Below are 22,602 nucleotides of genomic sequence, written 5' to 3' on the forward strand. Positions count from 1 at the left end.
ATTTTTCCTGGATTGCCGTGCTCCTTTCAGTCGTTCGCAATGACGATTTGGTATCCACACTGCTTTTACTTCGCCTGCTCATCCCCAGGTAAAACATAAGTAGGGCTGTGCCAGTGAGAGCTAAAATCAAACTCACGATATTCTATGTCTAAATCGACCGGCTCATAAGCTACTTTCTTTAATTTTTCATCATATTTAACTTGCGTATAACCGGTTAACGGAAAATCTTTACGTAACGGATGCCCCTCAAATTCATAATCGGTTAGTATTCGTCTTTTATCGTCATTTCCGTCAAAATTTACTCCGTACATATCATAAACTTCACGCTCATACCAGCAAGCAGCATTAAATATATTCATTGCTGAAGGTATGCTTTCTTTTTCAGATATATCTACTTTTATTATAAGACGCTTATTTAATTTTAGGCTTAGTAAATTATATACTACTTCAAATCTTTTGTCTCTTTCAGGAAAATCAGCTCCAAATAAATCAGTAAGTACAGTAAAACGTAATTCTTCCGATTCTTTTAAAGCTTTTAAAAACGGTAATAAAAAATTCGGCTCGACGTTGTAAGCTAAATAGCCCTTAACCGTAACATGGGTTATCAGTATGCTAGATTTAGCAGCAAGTTTTTCAATGAGTTTGTCTAGCGTCATACTTAAAACCTGTAGTGCGTTTAATTTTTTTCTGTAACTGCATCAGCCCGTAAATTAATGCTTCGGCAGTAGGAGGGCAGCCGGGGACATATACGTCAACCGGTACGATTCTATCGCAGCCGCGTACTACCGAATAGGAAAAATGGTAATACCCACCGCCGTTAGCACAGCTACCCATTGAAAGCACCCATTTAGGTTCGGCCATTTGATCATATACTTTACGTAGAGCCGGTGCCATTTTATTAGTGAGCGTGCCTGCAACTATCATAAGGTCGGACTGTCTTGGGCTTGGTCTAAACAGCATACCGAAGCGATCCATATCATACCTACTTGCTGCTGCCTGCATCATTTCCACCGCACAACAAGCAAGCCCAAAAGTCATTGGCCATAAGGAATTAGCTCTCGCCCAGCCTATAACATCATCAACTTTAGCGAGTAAGAATCCCCGATTTAAGAGTTTATTGTTAAGTAGCTCGTCTTCCTGATAAAAACTATTTTTCATATTACTACCAATCTAATGCTCCTTTTTTCCATTCATATATGAACCCGATAATAAGTACGAATAAGAAAAACATCATTGAGAAAAAGCCTATTTTACTTATCGTATTAAGGCTAATAGCCCAAGGTACTAAAAATGCGATTTCAAGGTCAAAGATAATAAATAAAATTGCAACTAAGTAAAAACGTATGTCAAATTTTGATCTTGCATCGCTAAAAGGCTCGAAACCGCACTCATAAGGCTCTAGCTTATCTTTATTATATTTCTTTGTCGATAAGAGGTTAGGTAGAATCATTATTAAACCGGAAACCAATACCGCAATACCGAAAAATATAGCAATCGGTAGATATTCCTGTAAAAATTCTGAGTTTTGTAGCATATGTTTTTATTATGTAATTCTAGACATTGTTTATGTCATTCTTAGCTAAAAGCGGGAATCCAGTAAAGCATATAAAAAACTTGTTTTTATATGCTTATTTTTTTCAAATATGTACTACTATTATTATTAGACTATTTATTATGGATTCCCGCTTTCGCGGGAATGACATCAAACTCTTACTTCTATATCTATACCAAATATTATTAATTATCAACGACAATATCAGGTTTAACTAGTAACTTCATTAAAACTAGTACCCAAATACCGCTTGATATCCACCATATTTGCCAAATATTATATGAAATCATCCCTATAATATAATAATTTATAAAGCATGCATAAGAAGCTGCTCTAAAATTATTATTCTTTATATTATCAATTTGTTTTAAGTATTTATAGATTAAGCTTAAAAATAATATTAGCCCTATTATACCAAGTTCAAGAGTAATGTGTAATATATTATTATGAGGATGAAGCGGCAAAGGATGCCATTTTTCTCCTTTATAATCGATCATTTCACTATCTTTGACTTCGATATATTTAGAAGAAGCAAAGCCATAGCCTAAAATCGGCTTTTCAATGATTTTGTTTGCGACGAAATGCCAAATAAATAAACGATGAGCAGCCGATGCTTGAGTTGTTAAATATTTTTCAGATAAATATTGCGGCTCTATTTGTTTAGCTATAACAGGGAATAGTAACGAGCCGGTAATGAAACTTATTGCGATTAATTTGAAAAATATCGGCTTTATAAATCTCGCTAAAATAAATATTATTCCGCCTATACTGAATCCTAAAAAACTTGCTAAACTATCAGACGACTTAAGTAAATAAAGTACTAATATATATAGCATTAATGCATGTCTTCTTTTACCGCTAGAGAGTAAAATTATAATAGTAGCCCAAGCAGTAATTGAAAGTAAAGCACAGCCCCGATCTAACATATATAAGCCAAAACTAGCTTTGAATATTTTAGTTAAAAAACCATGAGAAGAATATTCGATGAAGAATAATAATATTGCTACGAGAATTCCAGATATTAAGGCTTTTTTGAGCTGTAAGCGATTTTGAAAGGGAGAGGAATTACTAACTGCAAAGCCAAGGAATAAGATTATAAAAACTTGAGTAAAAGTAGCTAAACTATTAATGGGGTGAATTGCAAATAAACAAGATATTAAACACCAGCCGGCGAATAATAGTGTCATACTGTGGCCCCGCCACGGTATGACATTGTTACTGGATGCCCGCCTACGTGGGAATGACATAGACATTTGTGGTAGGGTATTTCGTATAACAATACTCAGCAAAAAAATTGTCACTAGAGCTGCGGCTGATAAGCCGGCAAGCATCCCAAAGCTAGGAATTAAAAATATTAAACTTGAAATTAAATATTGCATCTAAAAACAATCTTTAGCAAAAATTTCGTAAATTGGGTGTTCAAACGTTGAAAATGAAATGCTTGAAGAGGTCATCCATCCTTGAAAAAGTAAATTAGGATCTTCATCAATCTTATATTCCGTTATGGTCATCAACAAATAATTATCTTCATTATACGGATCAAGGTTTTTTATACATTTGTGTAATTTGATTTTTATATTACCGAAATATTTTTCTGCTCCAACTTTAAAATTAATGTCTTCGGAAGTGGCAGTAATTTTATTTAGAGCAATAATTTTACCGTTTGCATAATTCTTAAATTCAGAACTATTATTAATATTATCGTTTGGATTTAAAACAGGATGATTTTCATCAAGAGGGATAAATACGTCATTTTCAATATCTTCAGTTGTAGTAACCGATTCTAAATTTTCTGCGAATATAGGAAAATTAATGCATATAGTAATGATAAAAATAATTCTTAGTAATTGCATAAATAAACATATTATTTTTCAAAATTATATACTATAGAGCATTAATCGCAACTAAGATTTGTGGTAATGTGCTATTTAGTTATGTCATTCCCGCAAAAGCGGGAATGACATAAAAAGATGAGGGAATGACAATTAAACCAAACATGATCCACTCTAAAGAACTCTTAAATTCTATTTTACGGCAGGATTTTCATAGCTTTATAATTTAAGGTATTTAATACTATTAATCCTGGGCTTGAATACTATCCAAGTAAACATATAAGAATAATTACCGATTATTTAAATGCCGTGCAAAGCGGTGATATTAATCGTTTAATAATTAATATACCGCCAAGGAGTTTAAAATCTATCTGTGTTAGCGTTGCTTGGCCTGCTTATTTACTTGAAGCTAATCCTACCAAAAGAATTATGGCTGCTAGCTATTCACAGATATTAAGCATTAAGCATTCGCTAGATTGTCGGTTTATTTTAAATTCCGATTGGTATAAGGAACTTTTTCCGAATACTATCCTTAGTAAAACCCATAATCAAAAAAGTAAATTTTTAACGACTGCTAACGGCTTTAGATTTACAACATCGGTTGGAGGATCGGCAACAGGTGAGGGCGGTGATATACTTATTATCGATGATCCTCATAATCCTACGCAAATTTACTCTTATAAAATACGTAAGAAAGTTATAGATTGGTTTGAGCAAACTTTTGTTAGTAGGCTAAATAATCGTAATCGCGGTGCTATAGTTTTAGTTATGCAGCGTCTTCATACAGATGATTTATCCGTTTATCTACTTAATAATAGCAATTTATGGCATCATTTAAAAATTCCGGCGATTAGCATTCAAGATTACTCCTTTAAATTAACAACTAATAATAGAGATAAAGAATATCAATATCTTAGCGGTGAAGTATTAGACAGCTATAAAGAACCTTCTGATTGCTTAGCAAAATTAGAGCAGGAAATATAGGTAGCTATAATTATAATGCCCAATATTTGCAAGAACCGATAGCTATGGGGTCATCGTTGCTTAATATGGAAGATGTTAGTTTTTATGAAAATCTACCTTCAAGATTTGATTATTTTGTGCAAAGTTGGGATACGGCAATTAAAATTTCTGAAGATTCCGATTATAGTGTTTGCACTATATGGGGAATTTTAGATCAGAGATATTATTTAGTATCATTAGTGCGGAAAAAGATTAACTATCCTGAGTTGAAAAATATAACGGAAAAATTAGCCAAAGAATATCAACCAAGATTTATATTAATCGAAGATAAAGCAAGCGGTCAACAATTGATTCAAGATATAGGGTTTTTAGGCGATAATATTGAGTGATCGGTATTAAGCCGAGGCTTAATAAAGTTACAAGGTTTGCTTCGGTAGTTCCTTGATTTTAATCAAGTAACGTTTTAATACCTAAACAATCAAGCATAATTTTAAAGGAATTGCTAAATTTGCCTCATATTAAAAATGACGATATAGTAGATTCCGTTAGCCAGTTCTTGAATTTTATGAAAGATAAATCGTTTAAATATCCTGCAAGGATTAGGAGTGTAGTATAAAAATAGTTGCTTTTTTGGATGGATGTTGTTAGTATCATTGTTCTATTTGTCATCCCGCGATCAAGTCGCGGGATGACAATAAGGAAGAGCCCTACGACAATACTTTTACTGTATGATAAACATTTCAGGCTGGGTAGCAAAGTGGTAATGCCGTGGACTGCAAATCCTCTATTCGTCGGTTCGATTCCGACCCTGGCCTCCATTATAGAAATTAAAAAATCTTATGGAATTTATTTCGCAATTCCTAGAAATGCTTTTAGCCGAAAGAGCGTTGTCAAAAAATTCTATATTTAGCTATAAGCGGGACTTATTTGACTTTCAAAATTATCTTGCTAAACAGAAATTATCCGAATTAAATATCACCACAGAAAATATCAGAAATTGGATTGAGTATTTAGCGGGTAATGATTTACAAGCTCGTTCCATCAATCGAAAAATATCAACTATAAAAAGTTATTATGAATTTTTAATTAGCGAAAATCATACTGCTTTTAATCCGGTTCTTAACGTAGATTTACCGAAATATCAAAATAAGCTTCCTGAAATATTGTCTATAGATCAAATTAAATCGCTACTTGAATATTGCTCCCAAGATGCTACGCCGGAAGGGATCAGGCTTAATGCGATGATTCATTTGCTTTATGCTAGCGGTCTTAGGGTCTCAGAGCTGGTTAGTCTTAAGCTTGCTGATATTTTGACTAATAAAATGTCAGGAGAGGTGAAGAAAGTATTTTCTGTGCTTGGCAAAGGTAATAAGGAAAGAGTCATAGTAATAAATGAGCAGGCCGTTATCAGTATTGTTAAATATCTTGCAATTAGAGATGTTTTTGTGAATAAAGCAAAACCAAAAAATCTAATTTACTTATTTCCCTCATCAGCTATTGCCGGTTATATGACTAGGCAAAATTTTGCGATTCTGTTAAAATCTGCTGCTCTTTATGCAGGGCTTAACCCTGAGCATATTTCTCCGCATATATTGCGTCATAGCTTTGCAAGTCATTTGCTCGAGGGCGGAGCAGACTTAAGAGTTATTCAAGAGCTACTTGGTCATGCCGATATATCTACAACCCAAATATATACTCATCTTCAAACTAATCATCTAAAAAAAGCATTGTTACATCATCCCCTCAATAAAAGTACTTGTTAATATTTTTGAACTAAATATAATATGCCTTTTTAATTTAAGGAATAAATTATATGAAGCTAAAAAAAATTATAATCTCTTGTATTAGTACACCTAAAGAAATTGAAGAAAAATATTCTGTATTAGATCAAAGAAAAGAAGTAGCACCCCATATCTATTCTGGGTCAGGGTGCGAAAATCAAGAAGTAGAATTTAGCAATTATTCTGAGTTAGTTAAAAAAATTCAACAAGGAGAAATAACTTTAGAAGTTCTAGAAAATTTAAGAAAATTAAAAGCAGATGATAAAAAATCTTTTCTAGCAGAGGCAGAAGCGATGGTACCTAACAATAGGTTACATGAGCTTAATGGAAAAATAATGGGACATGCTTTAGATTTAGTTGATTCTAAAGACTCAGCTTTTTTACTGCGTAGAACAAAAGAGGATAGTATATTTCGAGATCTAATCTATTTAGAAGCAAAAGGAAACAAGTTTACTGTAGCAATTGATAAAAAAGGAAAGGTAACAATTACTTTTTCTAGTATGGTACTTGAACTTTATAAGCTATTAATTAATAATTTTTATTTGAAAAAATTTAGAGACGATGAATTTCGAGAGAAAGTATATGAATTATACAAAGAAGATTTAAAAAAATTAGGTAACACAAGTGAAGAGGCTTTAGAAAATTATTATGTTAAAAATAGTTTAGCACGAAGCATAATGTGTTTATTGGTGAGTAGAGATATTAGAGAAAGGGCTGTAGGTGAAGAATTACTTAAATTAGATACATTTAAAAAAGTATTTGAGGAAAAAAAAGCATTATACGGAGCTTCTGCTGATGCTAAATTATTAGTGGTTGATTATGTATTAAATGATGTAAAGGGTGTTTATATTAATAATTTAGTAGCTTCAAATATTTTAGATTTAGTAATGTATAGTCAATCAAATAATGAGACAATAGAATCAATAGAAATTTTGGGAAATAGCGAAGGTTTAGTATGACTTTCGAGATACTGTCTTAAAGTTTTGATTATAAATATAGCAAAAATATCTAGAAATTAATTTAACCTATAATTAATATTTAAATAATTATAGGTTAGATTAATACTAAATATGGCTACAAAAAATAAAAAAGAAACAGTGAATACTGAAACAAAAAATCTAGCAAATTTAGTTATCAAAGAAATAGATAGCGAAAATTTTGATTTTGGTGTTTTGCAAAAGATGCAGCAGGCTTTTAGTACTGCAAGTAAGCAAAAACAAAGGGAAGCTTTTATAAGTTTTTTAGATAAAAAGCTTAATAAAGAGCAATTACATAAACTCAATCAAACAATAATGAAAAATGCAGATGAATTAATGCCGGATAATGATCCTAATTTCGTTTGTCGTACTCCTAATAATAAAGTTTTTCAAGAAATATTATTATTGGAAGCAAAACGCTCAGGTATGAAAGCAAAATTTAATGCTAAAGGAGAATTACAATCTCTTGATGTAAAAGATATAACACAGGAAATATTAGATTATTATCGTATTTTACAAGAAAAATTTTATCCCCAAAGAGATTCTAAAGATTCAATAGATAGTAGAATAGCACAAAGTATTAATTTTTTATTATATGCTCCACTTTTTCGAGAATCAGAGATATATACAAAATTAGGTTTAAAATCGACTGAGATAGAGCGAAAAATACAAGATCCTAACGGTAAGTATGTTAAACAATTAGTAGATGCTAAAATAGGAACCAATACACATTTTAATACCAAAGAAGATTTAGAAAATAAAGCAAATGAAGGAAAAGAGACTAAAATATCTTCAATAATTGAAAAAGCAATAACAACATTAGAGAAAGACAAAAAGGTAAATATTGAAGATAAGAGACGAGGAGAAATAAAAAGGCATTTATCTAAATCTTTAGAAGGAGTTTCTAATTATATATTAACATTCAAGAAAAATGATTTAGTAGATGTAGGATTACATAAAAGACAAGCTTGGTGGTCAAAGATGATTAATTATATAGGTATAAAATCATATTCCATTTCTAAAGAAAATCTTAAAAGAATAGAAAAAATAATAAATAGTGAAATTAAAAATTCTCATACTCCTCTAAAGATAGAAGTACAAGAACAGTTAAAACAAATTTCAAAAGAGTTAAATAGATTAAATAATCAGGCATTGCCGTCAGAGGTTAAAAAGGCTCAGGCAAAAAAACCGCCTGTTCCTCCAAAACCTGAACACCTCAAAAAAAGAAATCACGGATTGTGATGATTTTGTTGTATTTGATTTTTCGTCATTGCGAGGAAATTATGAAATAATTGACGCAGCAATCCAGTTTATTATTTTTTATGGATTGCCACGCAATCAAAGATTGCTCGCAATGACGCTGTATAACAACACTTCACTTCTTAGCTTATAATTTATTACTTCCCATAATATTATAACCGCAATCTACATAATGAATTTCACCGGTAACACCTTTAGATAAATTACTAAATAAATATACTGCTGCTCCTCCTACATCTTCTTGAGTAGTATTACGTTTTAACGGTGCGGTTGCAGCGTGAGATTTAAGCATAGTACTAAAATCACCTATTGCACTAGACGCTAAAGTTTTGATAGGGCCTGCTGAAATAGCATTTACTCTAATGTTGTTTTCTCCCATATCGTTTGCTAGATATTTTACACTAGCCTCAAGTGCAGCTTTAGAAATCCCCATTACATTATAATTAGGTATAACTTTTTCAGCACCGTAGTAAGTTAAGGTCACAATGCTTCCGCCGTCATGCATTAAAGGTTCTGCTGCCTTTGAGAGTTCTAAAAGAGAGTAACATGATATATGTAAAGAATTATGAAAATTTTCTAAGCTAGTATCAACATAACGTCCCTTTAATTCATTTTTATCGGCAAAAGCCATTCCGTGAAGTAAGAAATCGAAACTACCCCATTTCTCTTTTATATCATCAAATAAATTACTAATTGATTTTGGATTCGTAACATCAAGTTCGCTAACAAAATTACAGCCTATTTCTTCAGCGAGCGGTTTAACTCGTTTTTCTAGCACTTCCGATTGATAAGTAAACCATAGCTCTGCCCTATGTTTTTTAGCAAGCTGTGCAATTGCCCATGATATTGACATATTATTTGCAATACCTGTAATTAAGCCTTTTTTTCCTTGTAGTAACCCTGTAGTCATTTATTTACTCATTATATTAAAAACTTGCTGAAATGATAGCATGATGTATTATTTTGTAAATAAATTTTACTTATTTAAAATAATAAAATGTATAGATCTAAAATTATTTGCTTTTTATTTGGGATGTTAAGCGGTTTAGTTTTTTCTCCGACTTTCTTTATACCGGCATTATTAACGTTATCTTATCTATGTTACATAGTTCAAAAATCTGAAAATTGGCAAGAAGCTGCAAAATTTGGTTATTTATTCGGTGTTGGGCATTTTTTAAGTGGAATATATTGGATAAGTATCGGTGTTAGCGTTTATATTGCAGATTTTTGGTGGGCAATTCCTTTTGCTTTATTTGGACTACCTATAGTTTTAGCTTTCTTTATATCGGCAAGCTGCACGCTTAGTTTTTTCGCTAAAAATAATAAATATTACCAATTTATATTCTGTTTATGTTGGGTATTATTTGAGTGGGTAAGGTCATGGATTTTTACCGGTCTTCCTTGGAATTTGATCGGTTATGCTTTTTCATTTTCGGATATTTTAATACAGCCTTTAAGTATAATAGGGATATATGGGCTTAGTTTTATAGTTATATATATTGCCACTTCTGCTTATCCTTTATTTAGCAAGCAATTTACTCAGTTAAAAATATTATTAGCTAGTTCAGTCGTAATATTAACCGTAATTGTCATTTACGGAGCAGCAAGGCTAAGTAATAACCCTACAAATTTCACTGATATAAAAGTGCGATTAGTACAGCCTTCAATCCCTCAAACCGAAAAATGGAATGAAGAAGAATTTTGGCCTAATTTAATGCTACATATTAATTTATCGGAAAATTCGGAACCTACTGATTTAATTATTTGGTCTGAAGCAGCGTTAGTAGTGCCATTTGATGTACCGCAAGTTAAATCAGAATTATTAAAAATGTTAAATTCAACAAATGCTATTTTGATAACGGGAGGGATCGCGGATAATAAAAAACAAGGTGATGAGTTTGAACTTTACTCAGCTATGTATGCTCTTGCTAAAAATGGTCATAAATTATTTGAATACCATAAATCACATTTAGTACCTTTCAGTGAATATATGCCATTAAAAAAAATATTACCGTTTAAAAAATTAACTCATGGTTTAATCGATTATAAAGAAGGAAACGGTGGTCTTGTCTATCTTAATAAATACAATCTCAAAATTAAACCCCTGATTTGTTATGAATCAATTTTTTCTGATTTTGTCCGGACGAATAATGAAATTGCGGATGTGATAATTAATGTTACAAATGATGCATGGTATGGTAAATCAAGCGGTCCATATCAGCATTTTCATATTAGTAGAAGTAGAGCCGTAGAAAACGGTTTACCTATGATTAGAGTAGCTAATAACGGTATTTCAGCTATAGTAGATCCTTTTGGCAGAACAATAAAAAAACTAAATCTAAATGAAATAAATTATACCCAAGGTTTAATTCCTAAAAAACTAACCTCTCCTACTATATTCTCGCAATTCGGTAATTTTACTATTCTATTACTCATCGTTTTTATACTTTTAATTAATTATTTATTAGCTTTGATTCTTGATAAATAAAGGGTTTTAGCATTATTATATTAAATATAAAGTAATATATACTACATTTAAAGTTGAATAGACTTTATAATAATTTATTTTTTAATAATTAAAGCTTATTGTTAAAATGAATGATTCAATAAAACATCCAGACAAACTCGCAAGTGAACGTTTAAAAGAACGACGCCTTGCTGTAGGTATTAGCCAAAAAGAATTAGGGCAAGCTTTAGACATTAGTGCTCTCCAAGTTAAAAAATATGAAGAAGGTTTAAGTAATATACCTATAAGTAGGTTATATGTTTTTGCAAAAGTTTTAAATACACCTTTAAAATATTTCTTTAATAGTTCTGAAGAAGAAAAGTTAAAAACTGACGATGAAAATACTTCTAATAATAAAATTGAATATCTATTCAAAGAAATAGAAAGTGATTTCTTAAATAATATTGCTGAAGAAGAAGTGCAATATGAAAATGAAGTTTCTTTTGATTATAAAGAATTATCCAGGACTATGGAAAGAGAACTTTTATCGTTAACTAGAGCATTTACTAGAGTACAAAATCCAAATATTAGAAAAATAATAATTGAACTTGTTAGATCAGTATCGATACCTTGTGAATAATATTTAAATTTTCATTGACTTAGCATTACCAAAATATTAATTTTTGTTAAGGTTTAGTAAATTCTGAACCATTAACAATTATTAAATATATTGGAGGAAGCTTATGAGTAAAAGTAAGGATATCGAAAATAACGGTATTAGTAATACAAATAGTCCAAACGGTAAATATATGGCTCCAAGACCGGAAGGAGTAAAACCTAGTTGTGTAGTTATTACTTATTCTGTAAGTGATAATATTAATTCTACTCTTGAAGCACTACAAACACGAGGTGCAAGTGTTCATTACATAACTGATAAGAATGGGATGCAATATCAATATCATAATGATTTAACAGATCAAGCTTTTTATGCGGGTAAGAGTAGTTGGAAAGGAGAAGTAGGTGTTAATAAGTTTGGTATTGGGAATATGCTTATTAATGATGCAAAAAGCGATTTTCCTGAAGAGCAAATAGAGCAATTATGCAAATTCCTTGAGGATATAAAAGTAAGATATCCGGATTTAGATTTAAAACATGATTTAGTCGGTCTTGGTGAAGTTGCAGAAAGGCATGTCGCTCCCGGTAAATTTTTTCCATGGCAAGAGTTAGCAAAAAAAGGTTTTGGTAAATATATCGAGACTACTGAAGAACAGAGAAGTAAAGTAGTAGTAAAGCAAGGAGATGAAGGTGAAAAAGTAGCGGCTTTACAAGAAGCATTAAAAAATCATGGTTATGGAATAGAAGTAAATGGAGAATTTAATCAAGAAACTACTCATTTTGCTTCAATGTTTAATACACGTTATGGTACCGGTTTAATAGGTGAAGAGCCTCCCGTAAGCTGGACTGAAGCAAGTCAAGATGTTCTATCGCAATTACTAGGGCAAACGGTATTAGAACAAACAGAAAATGCATAGTTTGAGAAATGAATTTCTTTTTCATTTCGCAAGCCTTGTTGCATGGTTCTTGAAAAGCGATTAATGTCATTCCTGCAATAGGTTTACTTGCGTGGATCAGTTTTTCAGTGTCATCCTCTAGCTAACTTGATCGGCTTTGTTGCATGGGGCCTACCAAATCGTCATGAGCTAAGCGACTGTAAGGAGCGTGGCAATCCAGTAAAAAATGCTAAAGGTTAACATTTTTTACTGGATTGCTTCGTCAAAACTTACAATTTTTTCTCGCAATGACGATTTTCAAGCTGTGCAAAACAACACCCTATGAAAGCGGGAATGACATCGAATTTATGCAACAAAGCCTCTTCATGAGAATAAAGTATTTTCAAGAGTTGTGTAAAACAAAACCACCTTTTTTAGGCAATACCATTTATTGGTTATTGACATAATCTTAAAACGGTGCTAAAAATATAAAATTAAGGTAGAGCTTTCTTGATTATTTAGCTTCTAATCAAAGGAAGATAGGTTCTTGATCTTTACTTTATATTTCTACAGTTAAAAATATTTATGATATCTTTAAAGGTTAATAGTTTAATACAAAATTGGCGTTGGCGTAATTAGTTCTTTACGCTTATGGGTTTGCTATATGCAAATTTTAATTATTAAATTATAACTTATGATAGGATATTAAAATGTTTATCTCTAATATTTTCCAAAAAATTTCTTCTTTTCTTTTTGCTTTATTTATCACAGCTGTAGTTTATGCAGATCAAAAAAAAAGTGGCAGTTATTGTTCCGCTTGAACATGCCGCAATGACGCAAATAGTATCAGGAATTAAAGAGTCGCTAAAAGACACAGATACAGAAATTATAGTTAAAAATGCTCATGCCGATTCTAATATTTTGCTTGCCGTTACAAAGCAAATAAAAGATCAAGATATTGATGTAATAATCCCAATCGGTACGACAGCTAGCCAAACCGTAATTGCTCATATTAAGGACAAACCGATTGTTTGTGCTGCTGCTATGATTGATAATAAAAATCTACCTTTAGTTACTGGTATTAACGATGAAATAAAAATCACCGATACAATTAGTAAGTTGCCTTTCTTACAGAATATCACTTTAATTTATAGTAGTAGTGAGAAAGTTATACCTGAAGTGGAAGAATTGAAATTATACGCCGAAAAGAATAATGTTGAATTGCATCTTGCAATGATACAAAATTTAAATGATATGCCGGTAGCTATAAAAAATGCTCCCGAAAATACGCAGAGTTTTATAATTTTAAAAGATCATTTAATAGTCAGCGGGGTTAATATTTTAAAGCAAGAAGCATTTAAACGCCGTATTCCGATAATTGCTTCCGATGAAGGATCGGTAATTGATGGGGCGACTATTGCTGTAGGAGTGCCAGAAAAGCAAATAGGCGTAGAAGCAGGTTTAATGGCGAAAAAGATCTTGCAGGGAGTAAAGCCGAAAAATATCCCTTTTGGAATTATGGAAGATTTAACTTTATTTATTAATCTTCAATCTTTGCCAAAACAAGAAATTCTTACTAAAGAAAACCTCTCAGTACTTCCTTGCGCTCATAAAGAAATTACAGAGTAATATATGAGTATTATTATTACTGCTCTTGAGCAATCTTTAATAATGTTGCCGCTTATTTTAGGGATGTATATAAGTTATCGGATTCTAAAAATTACCGATCTTACCGTAGACGGTACTTATGTACTTGGTGCGGCGGTGTTTGCTCGCACTATTTCGTTTGGATTATTTCCTGCATTAATATTTGCCGTAATAGCAGGCGGAATTATTGGCAGTATAGTTAGTTGTATGCAGAAGAATAGCCGCATTAACGGGCTTATAGCCGGTATACTTGCAAGTTTTATGCTTTATTCCGTTAACTTGCAAATTATGCAGCGTTCTAATATCTCGGTCCTCGGTATGCCGACTCTGTTATCTATATTAGAGGTTGAAAATTGGTTAGTACCTTTAGTAATAATCAATTGTTTTATCATATTTGCAGTTATAATTTTATTGAGAGGTAATCTAGGCGTGTTACTACGAGCTTTTGGTTTTAATAAAGATTTGTTAATTAATTTAGGAAAACCTGCCGAGCTTTACCGAACTATCGGTCTTAGCATAAGTAACGGGCTTGCTGCTTTAACCGGTACTTTATCTGCACAAGTAAACGGTTTTGCCGATATAAATATGGGTTTTGGGATAGCACTAGTCGGTATCGGTGCGATTGTTATAGGGCGTCATATTTTAATCCATACTAATAGCTTTAATGCGTTTAAAGAGATATTTTCTTGTTTTATAGGTATATTATTTTACTTTATTGCTCTAAGCTCTTTACTCAAGATTGGCATTGATCCTATAAACCTTAAGCTTATTTTGGGAATAGTGTTGTTTATTTCGTTGAGTACGGTGGGTAAGAAGTAGGGTATTGTTGCATGGATTGGCAACTCGGTTGTCATACCGTGACTTGATCGCGGTATCCAGAAAAAAATTAAAAAGACTGGACCCCGTGGTCAAGCCACGGGGTGACACTAAAAAAATAACATCAATCAACGTAAAAACGCTTAAAAAAACAAAATTATGAAACCTTATTTATATGCAGAAAAAATACAATTCAAAGTTAAGGAAAGAAGTGAGCCTATAATTGCTGACACTACTTTAAATATTGCTAAAGAGGAGTTTGTTGTAATATTAGGTCACAACGGTAGTGGGAAGTCTACTTTAGCTAAAATACTTGCCGGTTATTTGAAACCGACTAGCGGGAAAGTATTTCTAGATCAAGTCAGAATCGATAAAATACCTAAGCGTCAGAAAGCTTCTACGCTGGTCACATTAACACAAAAAGCTGAAGAGAGGCTGTTTACCGAGCTAACGCTTGAAGAAAATATTATTTTATGGGAAAGTAGATTCCCCTCAAATGAACGGTTAACAGCTAGCGAAGTACTAGAACTTATCGGCTCACCTATAGTCAATTCAGTTGGATTTGCATACAAGGAGCAAGGAGCGAAGCCTATAACTAATAGGAAAGCGACGAGCAACGATGTAGGCAAGTCCAAATCAATTGACTATAAACGCTTTTTGCCGTTACTTTCGCAGCCTCTCGGTAAATTTTCCGGTGGAGAAAAGCAGATTATACTCCTGGCACTTAGCATAGCTCATCCGCCTAAAATATTATTTCTAGACGAACATACGGCAAATTTAGACCCAAAAGCTTCTTATGAAGTGATGAAAAAAACGGCAGAGATTATAGAGAAGCATAAGATAACTTCCGTTATGATCACGCATAATTTGGAAGATGCCGTAAATTACGGCAAAAGGCTTATAGTACTTGATGGTGGTAAGGTAGTGCTTGACTACCTAAAACCACCGGGTTTTTCTTTGAAGGAACTGAAAGAGATATTATAATTCAATATTAATATCACCGGCTAACTTAGTACCAAAAGCGTATTCACAAATATAATCTGTTAGTTCTGCTATTTTCGTTGGAGAGATATCAGTGTAGTATTCTAATGAATCCATAACTTTCCTTGGGTCTTAACCGTTAAAAAGACGCTTTTTTATATCCGCAGATAATCTGTCTTCTGCTTCCTCTGTTACACGAGTCGGTACTTGTATAGCTGATACCGGTGCAGGTGTGACCGCTACCGAAGTTGTTATCGCCGGAGCTGCTACAGGATTATTTGAATTAATATCAAAATCTAAAACTTGTTTTATTAAATCAGCTCTTATCTTCTCATCAATTTGATAATGAGTTATTGTAAGAATAAGCACTTCCATATCTTCTACTTGTTCAAGCTTTTTAAGCTTCTCATCTACGATCTTTTTTATCTGTTCAATTGCATATTCTTTTAATTCTTCTTGATTCGGTAAATCATAATTGTAATCGTCAATATTCATGTTTTGGTAAGCTCTGACTTCTTGGGCTCCTAAACATGCGTCTATTATGTTAATTTTAGTTTGTTCATCTATGTGGGAATGATATTTTTTTAATGCATAAACTATATCTTCTTTTTCAATACCTATCCTTACAAGCTCCTCTATACTATGATCTATTGGATAGCGACACGAAACTCCTTCTCCTATATTAACACCTTGAGATAATAACTTCTCAAGTAACCATTTATCTCTTGATTGTAATGTATGATTAAAAATTGACTCGCCTCGTGCTTGAATGTTAGGATTAGCGTTATTGCTTAAAAAGAAGTTAATTAGATCCTGATTTTCCCCTGCTTTATGATTTAGTAGAAAATAGAAAAAAGGCGTGCCGGCATAATTGTCTACTGTATCAATTTCACTACCGGAACGTAACAAAACTTCAATTATTTCTTGCTGTTTAGAATAAGCTGCAGAATGTAAAGCTATACGCCCATTCCCATCTTTAGTATTAACGTTTACTCCTTTTTCAAGTAAAAAAGTAAGAAGCTCCTTATTTCCTGCTCCTGCCGCATAATGTATAGGCGGACACATAAAGTTATTCTCAACTTCAAAACTCGCTCCGTTATTTAAAAAATTTGAGCTATTTCTTTAGTGCTTGCATAAAATAAAGCCGTATTTCCGTGTTCATCTTTCTCATTGATATTAGCACCTTGCTCAATTAACTCTTTAACAATATCTGCATTTCCGGCTGAGGCTGCTATACCAAGCGGTGTACGGTTGTCTTTAGGTGCAATTAAAACATCATTTCTTGCAAGATCCGGTGCACGTACATTATCATCTGCCGGTATTGCTGTAGAAGTTGTTGTAGTGGTTGTTATTGGTGCTGTTATTACCGGAGCTGTTACGGGATTATTATCATTAATATTGTAATTTAAAAGCTTTTCTATTAATTCCTCTCTTGTAGCATCATCTATATCAGAATAAAATTCAGGATTCATAATTAATCCGTTGATAATTTTATTTTTATCATCCTCATTTTTAATGTTTTTTTTCAGTTCGGTAAGTTTCTGTTCTGCTGTGAATTCAGGAAGTGCTAAGCGTGCGTTAGCGGAATTGTTAATAACTCTTTAATTTGTTCTATAAATGCATAATGTATAGGTTTATTTCTTTGTGCATCTTCAGCATTAACATCAGCTCCTTGTGAAAGTAAAAGTCTAACACTATTTATATTCCCCTCACGTACTGCGTTATATAAAACTGTACTTCCGTCCGGAAGCTTTCGATTAATTTGTTTATTCATCATATTAAGTGTCCTGTTTAATTTAAATTATTTTGTCGTGCGAATATTATACATAAATTTTCTAATTTTCGCAAACAAATAGTTAACTTTTTAATTATTGATTAATAGAATTTAATGTTTGTAGTAATGTCATTCCCGCGGAGGTAGGATTTATTGCATGGATCGTTTGATGTCATTCCCGCCTGTGCGGGAATGACAGAGGAATCACGCAACAACGCTTAAATTATTAAGCAATATCGCCTGTTAGTTCAGTTTCAAAAAGATTAGATAAAATAGACTGAGAATTATTATCATCCCAAGTTACTTCGGTAAGATTTGGAGTTTGAGCATCAAAATAAACAGATTTTACCTTTTGGTTTTTTATATTATATTCAGTATATAGCTGTTGTTCTGTTTCTTTATCTTTGGTGTTTGTGTACAAAGCAATATTATTATCCTGTGTAATTTCCAAATTATAATGTGAAGATAAAAGCTTTTTAAATATAAAATAAGATAGTTTATTCACCTTATGATGGATATTATATAAGTCTTCAATTTCTTCTGTAAAATCTGAAAGAGTAGGCGGTATAAATACTGTCGTGGATTGGGTATTATAATCTGCAAATGCCTGGCATGGCGAGCCGGATTACTCACGATAATCTATAGCAAAATTTTTATATTTTTTATAGGTTTTTATAATATCTTTAAATTTGTTATTATGAAAACTTTCTGATGTTATTCCATTATTACCCCATTCTTTCATTGCATTCTTAAGATTATTATCTATTACTTTGCGATGTACATCTTTTGTGAAACAAGAAGGCATAGCAGATAAAACATTGAATTTTATACTATCTTGAAGAGTATTAGAGGTTAATAATGAGTTAGCTATAACTGCCTCACTTACATTTATATTAAGAAGTTGTGTCATTTTATCATGTAATGTACCTTGGGTAGGGTTAGCAACTATATCAGCACCGTATTTAATTAAAAGTTTGGCAGCTTCGATTTTGTTAATTACTGAACAATATAAAAGAGTATATCCGTCATTATCTTGAAAATTAGGATTAGCACTGTGCTTAAGTAAAAGCTTGACAGTTTCTAGATTGGTAATATTTATTGCAGATTGTAAAATAGTATGCCCGTAATTATCTTTAGCATTAATATCCGCACCAAATTTGAGTAACAGCTCGACAGCTTTTATATTTCCGCTATATATTGCCAAATGTAAAGAAGTGAATTCATTATTATCTTTACTATTAGCATCAGCACCATTTTGAAGTAAAAGCTCGGCAGCCTTAATATTTGCGTTAATTACTGAAGAATATAAAGGAGTAAAACTGTCATTGTTCTTTACTTCTAAATCAATATTAGTAGCATTTTGAAGTAAAAACTCGATTTCCTCCATAGAATTCGATGCTATGAGGATGTAAAGTCGTTTGTCCGTAATTATTCTTAATATTAGGACTAGCATTATGTTCAAGTAATAATTTAGCTCTTTTTAAGTCTCCCAAAAATAATGTATTATATAATGCTGTGTCTCCGTGCTCATTCTTGTGTGCATCAATATTAACTCCGCTTTCTAATAAAGCTTGAACTTCACTAAGATCGCCATAAACTGGATTTTAAAAAAATTAAGGAATTAGAAATAATATAAAAATATTGAGATGACATTATACACAATATTTTTAATTTTTGCAAATCAATAATTAATATTTTAGCTATTTATTAGATTTCGGATAGAACCAAACAAGAAGTAAACAGATTAGAAGACCGATATTTAAGAGTAGATTATACTCTGTCATGGAAATACCGAAGATTTTGATTGCGGGTTTAGTGCAGGAAGTAATCGGCTGGGAGTAGAACATTTGCTTGATATGCTGGATGGATAGACCTTTTGGGATACGGATCATTGATGAGCAAAGGGCACTGGGTTGTACGATCCCTCGTTCTACGAAGCTATGATATGTTGATAATATGCACGAACTAAGAATAGTTAAGAAAATGAATTTGCTTAGTTTTGTTCTAATGATTAGAGCAGTTAAGCAAATTTTGATTAGTGTTAGATATGGGAATCTTTCATAAACGCATAAAGGGCAGGGGGTGTAATGGAATATATATTCGGCAATATAAGCAGTAGCAAGTGCTATTACGGAAATGGCAATCAGCCCTAAATGTAGAACTTTATAACTATCTTTTCTGATGTAATTTATAGTAGTATTAATACACATGGGTTTTAAAGGGTTTTAAAAGTTTTAATTGGATAGTCCCTATGTCATGCCCGCGAAGGCGGGAATCCAGTCATTAAAAAGTATAAACACATTAAATTTTTAAAATTAAAAGCTCAAATCATTTCGCTTGTTTCTGGATTCCCGCTTTCGCGGGAATGACATAGAGGACTATATAATACAAAATTCTTCACAATCGTAAAAAATTCAAGTGATATTTTACAAATAAATAAATTTAGTATATTGTCACTGATTATTAATTAAAGTGCAAGAAAAATAAAATGTCGGAAATTTGGGAAGATGCTATTAAGTCAAACGCTTGGCCTTTTGTTGAAGCTAAAAAGATATTAGACAGCTTAAACGGTAAAACTCTTGAAAAAGGTTATGTATTATTTGAAACGGGTTACGGTCCTTCAGGTCTGCCTCATATCGGTACTTTTGGTGAGAATGCCCGTATGGTGATGGTGCAGAAAGCGTTTGAGCAATTGTCGAGCATTCCGACTAAATTAATCTGTTTTTCCGATGATATGGACGGACTTCGTAAAGTACCGAGTAATATCCCAAACTCTGAAATGGTAGCACAGTATATGGATATGCCGCTGACCTCTATTCCTGATCCGTTTGGTGAATGTGAAAGTTACGGGGCTTATATGAATGCGAAGCTTCACTCATTTCTTGATAAATTTGGCTTTGAGTATGAATTTTATAGCAGTACTAAGTGTTATAAAGCGGGTATGTTTGATGAGATGCTACTAAAGGTGCTTGAAAAATATGATGAAATAATGGAGTTGATGCTACCGACTTTTAGAGAAGAGCGTAAAGCTACTTATTCGCCTTTCATGCCTATTTGCCCGACAACAGGTAAAGTACTGCAAGTACCTATAGAGAAATGGGATGCTAAGCTAGGTACCGTAACATATAAAGACGAGGACAGTAATTATATAGAAGTACCGGTAACGGGAGGGCATTGTAAATTGCAGTGGAAACCGGATTTTGGTATGCGTTGGGCTGCTCTTAAAGTCGATTACGAAATGTACGGTAAAGATCATTTAGCAAATGCTCGTCTTTATTCAGAAATTTGTCGAATCCTAGGAGGCAAACCTCCGGTACAGCTATGTTATGAGTTATTCTTAGATGAGAACGGTGAAAAAATCTCGAAATCAAAAGGTAATAGTATTAGTGTTGATGATTGGCTTAAATATGCTCCTGTTGAAAGTATGGCATTATTTATGTACCAAAATCCAACTAGAGCTAAACGTTTGTTTTTTGATGTAATTCCTAAAAATGTCGATGAATATATTACTTTTAATCAGCAATATCATTTGGAAGAGGATAGGGCAAAGCGTTTTGCAAACCCCGTTTATCACATTCATCATGGAAATGTCCCAAAAATTGAGACTTTTGGCATTACATATTCATTACTTTTAAATCTTACTTCCGTGTGTAATCCTTCAGATAAATCGGTACTTTGGGGGTTTATTAGCAAATATGAACCTAAAGCAACACCAAATACTACTCCTTATCTTGACCGCTTGGCAGAATTTGCTATAAGATATTATGATGACTTTATTAAAGCACATAAATCATATTTAACCCCTTCTGAAAAGCATAAGGTTATTTTACGGGATATATTAGATATGTTATCTAGTATATCTGAAGAAACGGAAGGCGAAGTAATACAAAAAGCAATATATGATATCGGAATGAAAGCAGGGTACGAAAATTTGCGTGATTACTTCAAGGATCTATATCAAATATTGCTTGGGCAAAACGAAGGTCCAAGACTTGGGACTTTTATAAAGCTTTATGGTATAAAAGAAACGAAGAAGCTGATTGAAGGGAATGACATATAGAACCCTGGTATGACAACGAAAACAAATGAATGAAATTTTTTGTAGTACGTTACCTATTTTTTTAATTACACTTCTTGGTAGTATTATTAAAAATAAATGGTTAACTTCAGAAGAATTTTGGCGTGGTATTGAAAAATTATCATATTTTGTACTATTTCCCGCTATGCTTTTTAATTACGTATCTACTGCCGACTTAAGTGTTGCATCCATAATTAAGTTAGTAGTGGCTCTTATTATATCCACTATTCTTGTATCACTCGGTCTTATAATTTACCAAAAAAAATACAATATAGATAAAGTCCAATTTACTTCCATTTTTCAAGGCTCGATTCGTTATAATAGCTACATTTTTTTTGGAGTGAGTAGTCCCTTACTTGGTTCTAGTGGGCTTTCCGTTGTTGCCGTTATTTCTTCTTATATGATTATTTTTACCAATATTTTATCGGTAATGATTTTTGCTTATTATATCCCTAATAAATCCGTTACTAATACTATTAGAACTAGTTTTGTTTTAATGATGAAATTAATTGTGCGTAATCCGTTAATTATCGCAAGTTTAGTAGGATTCGTTTTTAATTACTCAAATCTTGAATTACATTTAGGGCTTAAGAAAACGTTAGATAGCTTATCTAATGCCGCTTTAGCTATCGGTATGTTAAATGTTGGGGCAGGGCTTAATTTTACTATTAGACAAGAGCTTTTACATAATGTAATGTTTACAAGCTTGGTTAAATTAGTTGCATTTCCTCTAGTTAGCGTAATAGTACTATGGTTAATGTCAATTGATGGACTAGATAGATCGGTAGGAATATTATATAGCTGTCTTCCATGTGCAAGTACCGCATATGTTTTATCCCGTCAGCTTGACGGTGATCCTGATTCTATGGCGTCGATTATAACATTTACTACTTTTTTCTCGGTGATTACTATATCAATTATTATGTATATAATGGGGTAAAGAATGTCGTAATGTCATCCCGCGACTTGGCCACGGGGTCTCAGGACACAATCCGTGATACAAGA

General features: G+C 32.4%; 24 protein-coding genes, 1 tRNA gene and 2 pseudogenes. 14 read left to right on the forward strand and 13 right to left on the reverse strand.

From position 1 onward, the window contains the following. Window positions 1-65 precede the first annotated feature (65 nt). The 5 genes from ACIAS7_RS04960 to ACIAS7_RS04980 form a co-directional block, all read right to left on the reverse strand. Window positions 66-656: an NADH-quinone oxidoreductase subunit C gene (locus tag ACIAS7_RS04960; protein ID WP_473198457.1), complete on the reverse strand. Its 591-nt coding sequence runs from the start codon at window positions 654-656 to the stop codon at window positions 66-68. Then, window positions 634-1,158: a NuoB/complex I 20 kDa subunit family protein gene (locus ACIAS7_RS04965; RefSeq protein WP_473198458.1), complete on the reverse strand. Its 525-nt coding sequence runs from the start codon at window positions 1,156-1,158 to the stop codon at window positions 634-636. The genes ACIAS7_RS04960 and ACIAS7_RS04965 overlap by 23 nt, the downstream gene beginning before the upstream one ends. Window positions 1,159-1,162: 4 nt before the next feature. Further along, entirely contained in the window at window positions 1,163-1,534 is a 372-nt protein-coding gene (locus ACIAS7_RS04970; protein ID WP_473198459.1) for an NADH-quinone oxidoreductase subunit A, read from the reverse strand. 203 nt (window positions 1,535-1,737) lie between these two features. Next, entirely contained in the window at window positions 1,738-2,931 is a 1,194-nt protein-coding gene (locus ACIAS7_RS04975) for an O-antigen ligase family protein (RefSeq protein ID WP_473198460.1), read from the reverse strand. Then, a complete protein-coding gene (locus ACIAS7_RS04980; protein ID WP_473198461.1) occupies window positions 2,932-3,405 on the reverse strand; it encodes a DUF2155 domain-containing protein in 474 nt (157 codons plus the stop codon). Between the two features lie 288 nt (window positions 3,406-3,693). Between ACIAS7_RS04980 and ACIAS7_RS04985 the strand changes: the two genes are divergently transcribed. The 6 genes from ACIAS7_RS04985 (at window position 3,694) to ACIAS7_RS05010 (ending at window position 8,347) form a co-directional block, all read left to right on the forward strand. Beyond that, window positions 3,694-4,368 (forward strand): terminase large subunit domain-containing protein, encoded by a 675-nt coding sequence (locus ACIAS7_RS04985; RefSeq protein WP_473198462.1) that lies wholly within the window; start codon window positions 3,694-3,696, stop codon window positions 4,366-4,368. Next, window positions 4,338-4,736, forward strand: coding sequence for a phage terminase large subunit family protein (locus ACIAS7_RS04990; RefSeq protein WP_473198463.1), 399 nt, complete (start codon window positions 4,338-4,340; stop codon window positions 4,734-4,736). Before ACIAS7_RS04985 ends, ACIAS7_RS04990 begins: the two co-directional genes overlap by 31 nt. Before the next feature lie 354 nt (window positions 4,737-5,090). Then, window positions 5,091-5,165 (forward strand) — tRNA-Cys (locus ACIAS7_RS04995). 21 nt (window positions 5,166-5,186) lie between these two features. Beyond that, window positions 5,187-6,110 carry a site-specific tyrosine recombinase XerD gene (gene xerD, locus ACIAS7_RS05000; RefSeq protein ID WP_473198464.1) on the forward strand — a complete coding sequence of 308 codons (924 nt, stop codon included), beginning with the start codon at window positions 5,187-5,189 and terminating at the stop codon, window positions 6,108-6,110. Between the two features lie 50 nt (window positions 6,111-6,160). Continuing rightward, window positions 6,161-7,087 (forward strand): SrfG family effector protein, encoded by a 927-nt coding sequence (srfG, locus tag ACIAS7_RS05005; protein WP_473198465.1) that lies wholly within the window; start codon window positions 6,161-6,163, stop codon window positions 7,085-7,087. A gap of 111 nt (window positions 7,088-7,198) precedes the next feature. Beyond that, window positions 7,199-8,347 (forward strand): DUF5410 family protein, encoded by a 1,149-nt coding sequence (locus ACIAS7_RS05010; protein ID WP_473198466.1) that lies wholly within the window; start codon window positions 7,199-7,201, stop codon window positions 8,345-8,347. Between the two features lie 145 nt (window positions 8,348-8,492). Here the strand turns inward: ACIAS7_RS05010 and fabI are convergent, their stop codons facing one another. Further along, window positions 8,493-9,275 carry an enoyl-ACP reductase FabI gene (gene fabI / locus ACIAS7_RS05015; RefSeq protein WP_473198467.1) on the reverse strand — a complete coding sequence of 261 codons (783 nt, stop codon included), beginning with the start codon at window positions 9,273-9,275 and terminating at the stop codon, window positions 8,493-8,495. An 87-nt stretch (window positions 9,276-9,362) separates the two neighbouring features. Here fabI and lnt point away from each other — a divergent pair, with 87 nt between their 5' ends. The 6 genes and pseudogenes from lnt (at window position 9,363) to ACIAS7_RS05045 (ending at window position 15,748) form a co-directional block, all read left to right on the forward strand. After that, on the forward strand, window positions 9,363-10,853 hold the full coding sequence (lnt, locus tag ACIAS7_RS05020; protein ID WP_473198468.1) for an apolipoprotein N-acyltransferase: 1,491 nt from the start codon (window positions 9,363-9,365) through the stop codon (window positions 10,851-10,853). A 106-nt stretch (window positions 10,854-10,959) separates the two neighbouring features. After that, on the forward strand, window positions 10,960-11,451 hold the full coding sequence (locus tag ACIAS7_RS05025) for a helix-turn-helix domain-containing protein (RefSeq protein WP_473198469.1): 492 nt from the start codon (window positions 10,960-10,962) through the stop codon (window positions 11,449-11,451). A gap of 103 nt (window positions 11,452-11,554) precedes the next feature. Then, a complete protein-coding gene (locus ACIAS7_RS05030; protein ID WP_473198470.1) occupies window positions 11,555-12,343 on the forward strand; it encodes a peptidoglycan recognition protein family protein in 789 nt (262 codons plus the stop codon). A 668-nt stretch (window positions 12,344-13,011) separates the two neighbouring features. Further along, a pseudogene (locus ACIAS7_RS05035) lies at window positions 13,012-13,930 on the forward strand (ABC transporter substrate binding protein). A gap of 3 nt (window positions 13,931-13,933) precedes the next feature. After that, window positions 13,934-14,767: an ABC transporter permease gene (locus ACIAS7_RS05040; protein ID WP_473198471.1), complete on the forward strand. Its 834-nt coding sequence runs from the start codon at window positions 13,934-13,936 to the stop codon at window positions 14,765-14,767. 156 nt (window positions 14,768-14,923) lie between these two features. Then, window positions 14,924-15,748 carry an ATP-binding cassette domain-containing protein gene (locus ACIAS7_RS05045; protein ID WP_473198472.1) on the forward strand — a complete coding sequence of 275 codons (825 nt, stop codon included), beginning with the start codon at window positions 14,924-14,926 and terminating at the stop codon, window positions 15,746-15,748. Between the two features lie 129 nt (window positions 15,749-15,877). Here the strand turns inward: ACIAS7_RS05045 and ACIAS7_RS05050 are convergent, their stop codons facing one another. The 7 genes and pseudogenes from ACIAS7_RS05050 to ACIAS7_RS05080 all read right to left on the reverse strand — a co-directional run bounded on the left by ACIAS7_RS05050 (window position 15,878) and on the right by ACIAS7_RS05080 (window position 19,729). Beyond that, window positions 15,878-16,810, reverse strand: a complete 933-nt coding sequence (locus ACIAS7_RS05050; RefSeq protein ID WP_473198473.1) for an ankyrin repeat domain-containing protein — start codon at window positions 16,808-16,810, stop codon at window positions 15,878-15,880. Between the two features lie 35 nt (window positions 16,811-16,845). Beyond that, window positions 16,846-17,217 (reverse strand): ankyrin repeat domain-containing protein, encoded by a 372-nt coding sequence (locus ACIAS7_RS05055; protein WP_473198474.1) that lies wholly within the window; start codon window positions 17,215-17,217, stop codon window positions 16,846-16,848. A gap of 95 nt (window positions 17,218-17,312) precedes the next feature. Further along, a complete protein-coding gene (locus ACIAS7_RS05060) occupies window positions 17,313-17,522 on the reverse strand; it encodes an ankyrin repeat domain-containing protein (protein WP_473198475.1) in 210 nt (69 codons plus the stop codon). A gap of 223 nt (window positions 17,523-17,745) precedes the next feature. Continuing rightward, window positions 17,746-18,024 carry a hypothetical protein gene (locus tag ACIAS7_RS05065; protein WP_473198476.1) on the reverse strand — a complete coding sequence of 93 codons (279 nt, stop codon included), beginning with the start codon at window positions 18,022-18,024 and terminating at the stop codon, window positions 17,746-17,748. Between the two features lie 120 nt (window positions 18,025-18,144). Next, window positions 18,145-18,906 carry an ankyrin repeat domain-containing protein gene (locus tag ACIAS7_RS05070; RefSeq protein WP_473198477.1) on the reverse strand — a complete coding sequence of 254 codons (762 nt, stop codon included), beginning with the start codon at window positions 18,904-18,906 and terminating at the stop codon, window positions 18,145-18,147. After that, window positions 18,869-19,102, reverse strand: a pseudogene (locus ACIAS7_RS05075) (hypothetical protein); the annotation flags it as partial. The pseudogene ACIAS7_RS05075 and the gene ACIAS7_RS05070, both read right to left, overlap by 38 nt. Window positions 19,103-19,219: 117 nt before the next feature. Next, entirely contained in the window at window positions 19,220-19,729 is a 510-nt protein-coding gene (locus tag ACIAS7_RS05080; RefSeq protein WP_473198478.1) for a disulfide bond formation protein B, read from the reverse strand. A 278-nt stretch (window positions 19,730-20,007) separates the two neighbouring features. On the opposite strand from ACIAS7_RS05080, the gene ACIAS7_RS05085 reads away from it, so the two are divergent. Further along, the gene (locus ACIAS7_RS05085; RefSeq protein WP_473198479.1) at window positions 20,008-21,579 is read left to right on the forward strand and encodes a lysine--tRNA ligase; all 1,572 of its coding nucleotides are present in this window, start codon (window positions 20,008-20,010) and stop codon (window positions 21,577-21,579) included. A 25-nt stretch (window positions 21,580-21,604) separates the two neighbouring features. Next, window positions 21,605-22,537 (forward strand): AEC family transporter, encoded by a 933-nt coding sequence (locus ACIAS7_RS05090; protein ID WP_473198480.1) that lies wholly within the window; start codon window positions 21,605-21,607, stop codon window positions 22,535-22,537. The last annotated feature ends 65 nt before the right edge of the window (window positions 22,538-22,602 follow it).

This window comes from Rickettsia sp. 109562A South Dakota, assembly GCF_055791265.1.

Bases quoted from the DNA above. Each gene is read 5' to 3' on its own strand.
- ACIAS7_RS04960 (WP_473198457.1), bottom strand. From the start codon at position 656: ATGACGCTAGACAAACTCATTGAAAAACTTGCTGCTAAATCTAGCATA.
- ACIAS7_RS04965 (WP_473198458.1), bottom strand. From the start codon at position 1,158: ATGAAAAATAGTTTTTATCAGGAAGACGAGCTACTTAACAATAAACTC.
- ACIAS7_RS04970 (WP_473198459.1), bottom strand. From the start codon at position 1,534: ATGCTACAAAACTCAGAATTTTTACAGGAATATCTACCGATTGCTATA.
- ACIAS7_RS04975 (WP_473198460.1), bottom strand. From the start codon at position 2,931: ATGCAATATTTAATTTCAAGTTTAATATTTTTAATTCCTAGCTTTGGG.
- ACIAS7_RS04980 (WP_473198461.1), bottom strand. From the start codon at position 3,405: ATGCAATTACTAAGAATTATTTTTATCATTACTATATGCATTAATTTT.
- xerD (WP_473198464.1), top strand. From the start codon at position 5,187: ATGGAATTTATTTCGCAATTCCTAGAAATGCTTTTAGCCGAAAGAGCG.
- srfG (WP_473198465.1), top strand. From the start codon at position 6,161: ATGAAGCTAAAAAAAATTATAATCTCTTGTATTAGTACACCTAAAGAA.
- ACIAS7_RS05010 (WP_473198466.1), top strand. From the start codon at position 7,199: ATGGCTACAAAAAATAAAAAAGAAACAGTGAATACTGAAACAAAAAAT.
- fabI (WP_473198467.1), bottom strand. From the start codon at position 9,275: ATGACTACAGGGTTACTACAAGGAAAAAAAGGCTTAATTACAGGTATT.
- lnt (WP_473198468.1), top strand. From the start codon at position 9,363: ATGTATAGATCTAAAATTATTTGCTTTTTATTTGGGATGTTAAGCGGT.
- ACIAS7_RS05025 (WP_473198469.1), top strand. From the start codon at position 10,960: ATGAATGATTCAATAAAACATCCAGACAAACTCGCAAGTGAACGTTTA.
- ACIAS7_RS05030 (WP_473198470.1), top strand. From the start codon at position 11,555: ATGAGTAAAAGTAAGGATATCGAAAATAACGGTATTAGTAATACAAAT.
- ACIAS7_RS05040 (WP_473198471.1), top strand. From the start codon at position 13,934: ATGAGTATTATTATTACTGCTCTTGAGCAATCTTTAATAATGTTGCCG.
- ACIAS7_RS05045 (WP_473198472.1), top strand. From the start codon at position 14,924: ATGAAACCTTATTTATATGCAGAAAAAATACAATTCAAAGTTAAGGAA.
- ACIAS7_RS05050 (WP_473198473.1), bottom strand. From the start codon at position 16,810: ATGTGTCCGCCTATACATTATGCGGCAGGAGCAGGAAATAAGGAGCTT.
- ACIAS7_RS05055 (WP_473198474.1), bottom strand. From the start codon at position 17,217: ATGAATCCTGAATTTTATTCTGATATAGATGATGCTACAAGAGAGGAA.
- ACIAS7_RS05060 (WP_473198475.1), bottom strand. From the start codon at position 17,522: ATGATGAATAAACAAATTAATCGAAAGCTTCCGGACGGAAGTACAGTT.
- ACIAS7_RS05070 (WP_473198477.1), bottom strand. From the start codon at position 18,906: ATGGAGGAAATCGAGTTTTTACTTCAAAATGCTACTAATATTGATTTA.
- ACIAS7_RS05080 (WP_473198478.1), bottom strand. From the start codon at position 19,729: ATGTGTATTAATACTACTATAAATTACATCAGAAAAGATAGTTATAAA.
- ACIAS7_RS05085 (WP_473198479.1), top strand. From the start codon at position 20,008: ATGTCGGAAATTTGGGAAGATGCTATTAAGTCAAACGCTTGGCCTTTT.
- ACIAS7_RS05090 (WP_473198480.1), top strand. From the start codon at position 21,605: ATGAATGAAATTTTTTGTAGTACGTTACCTATTTTTTTAATTACACTT.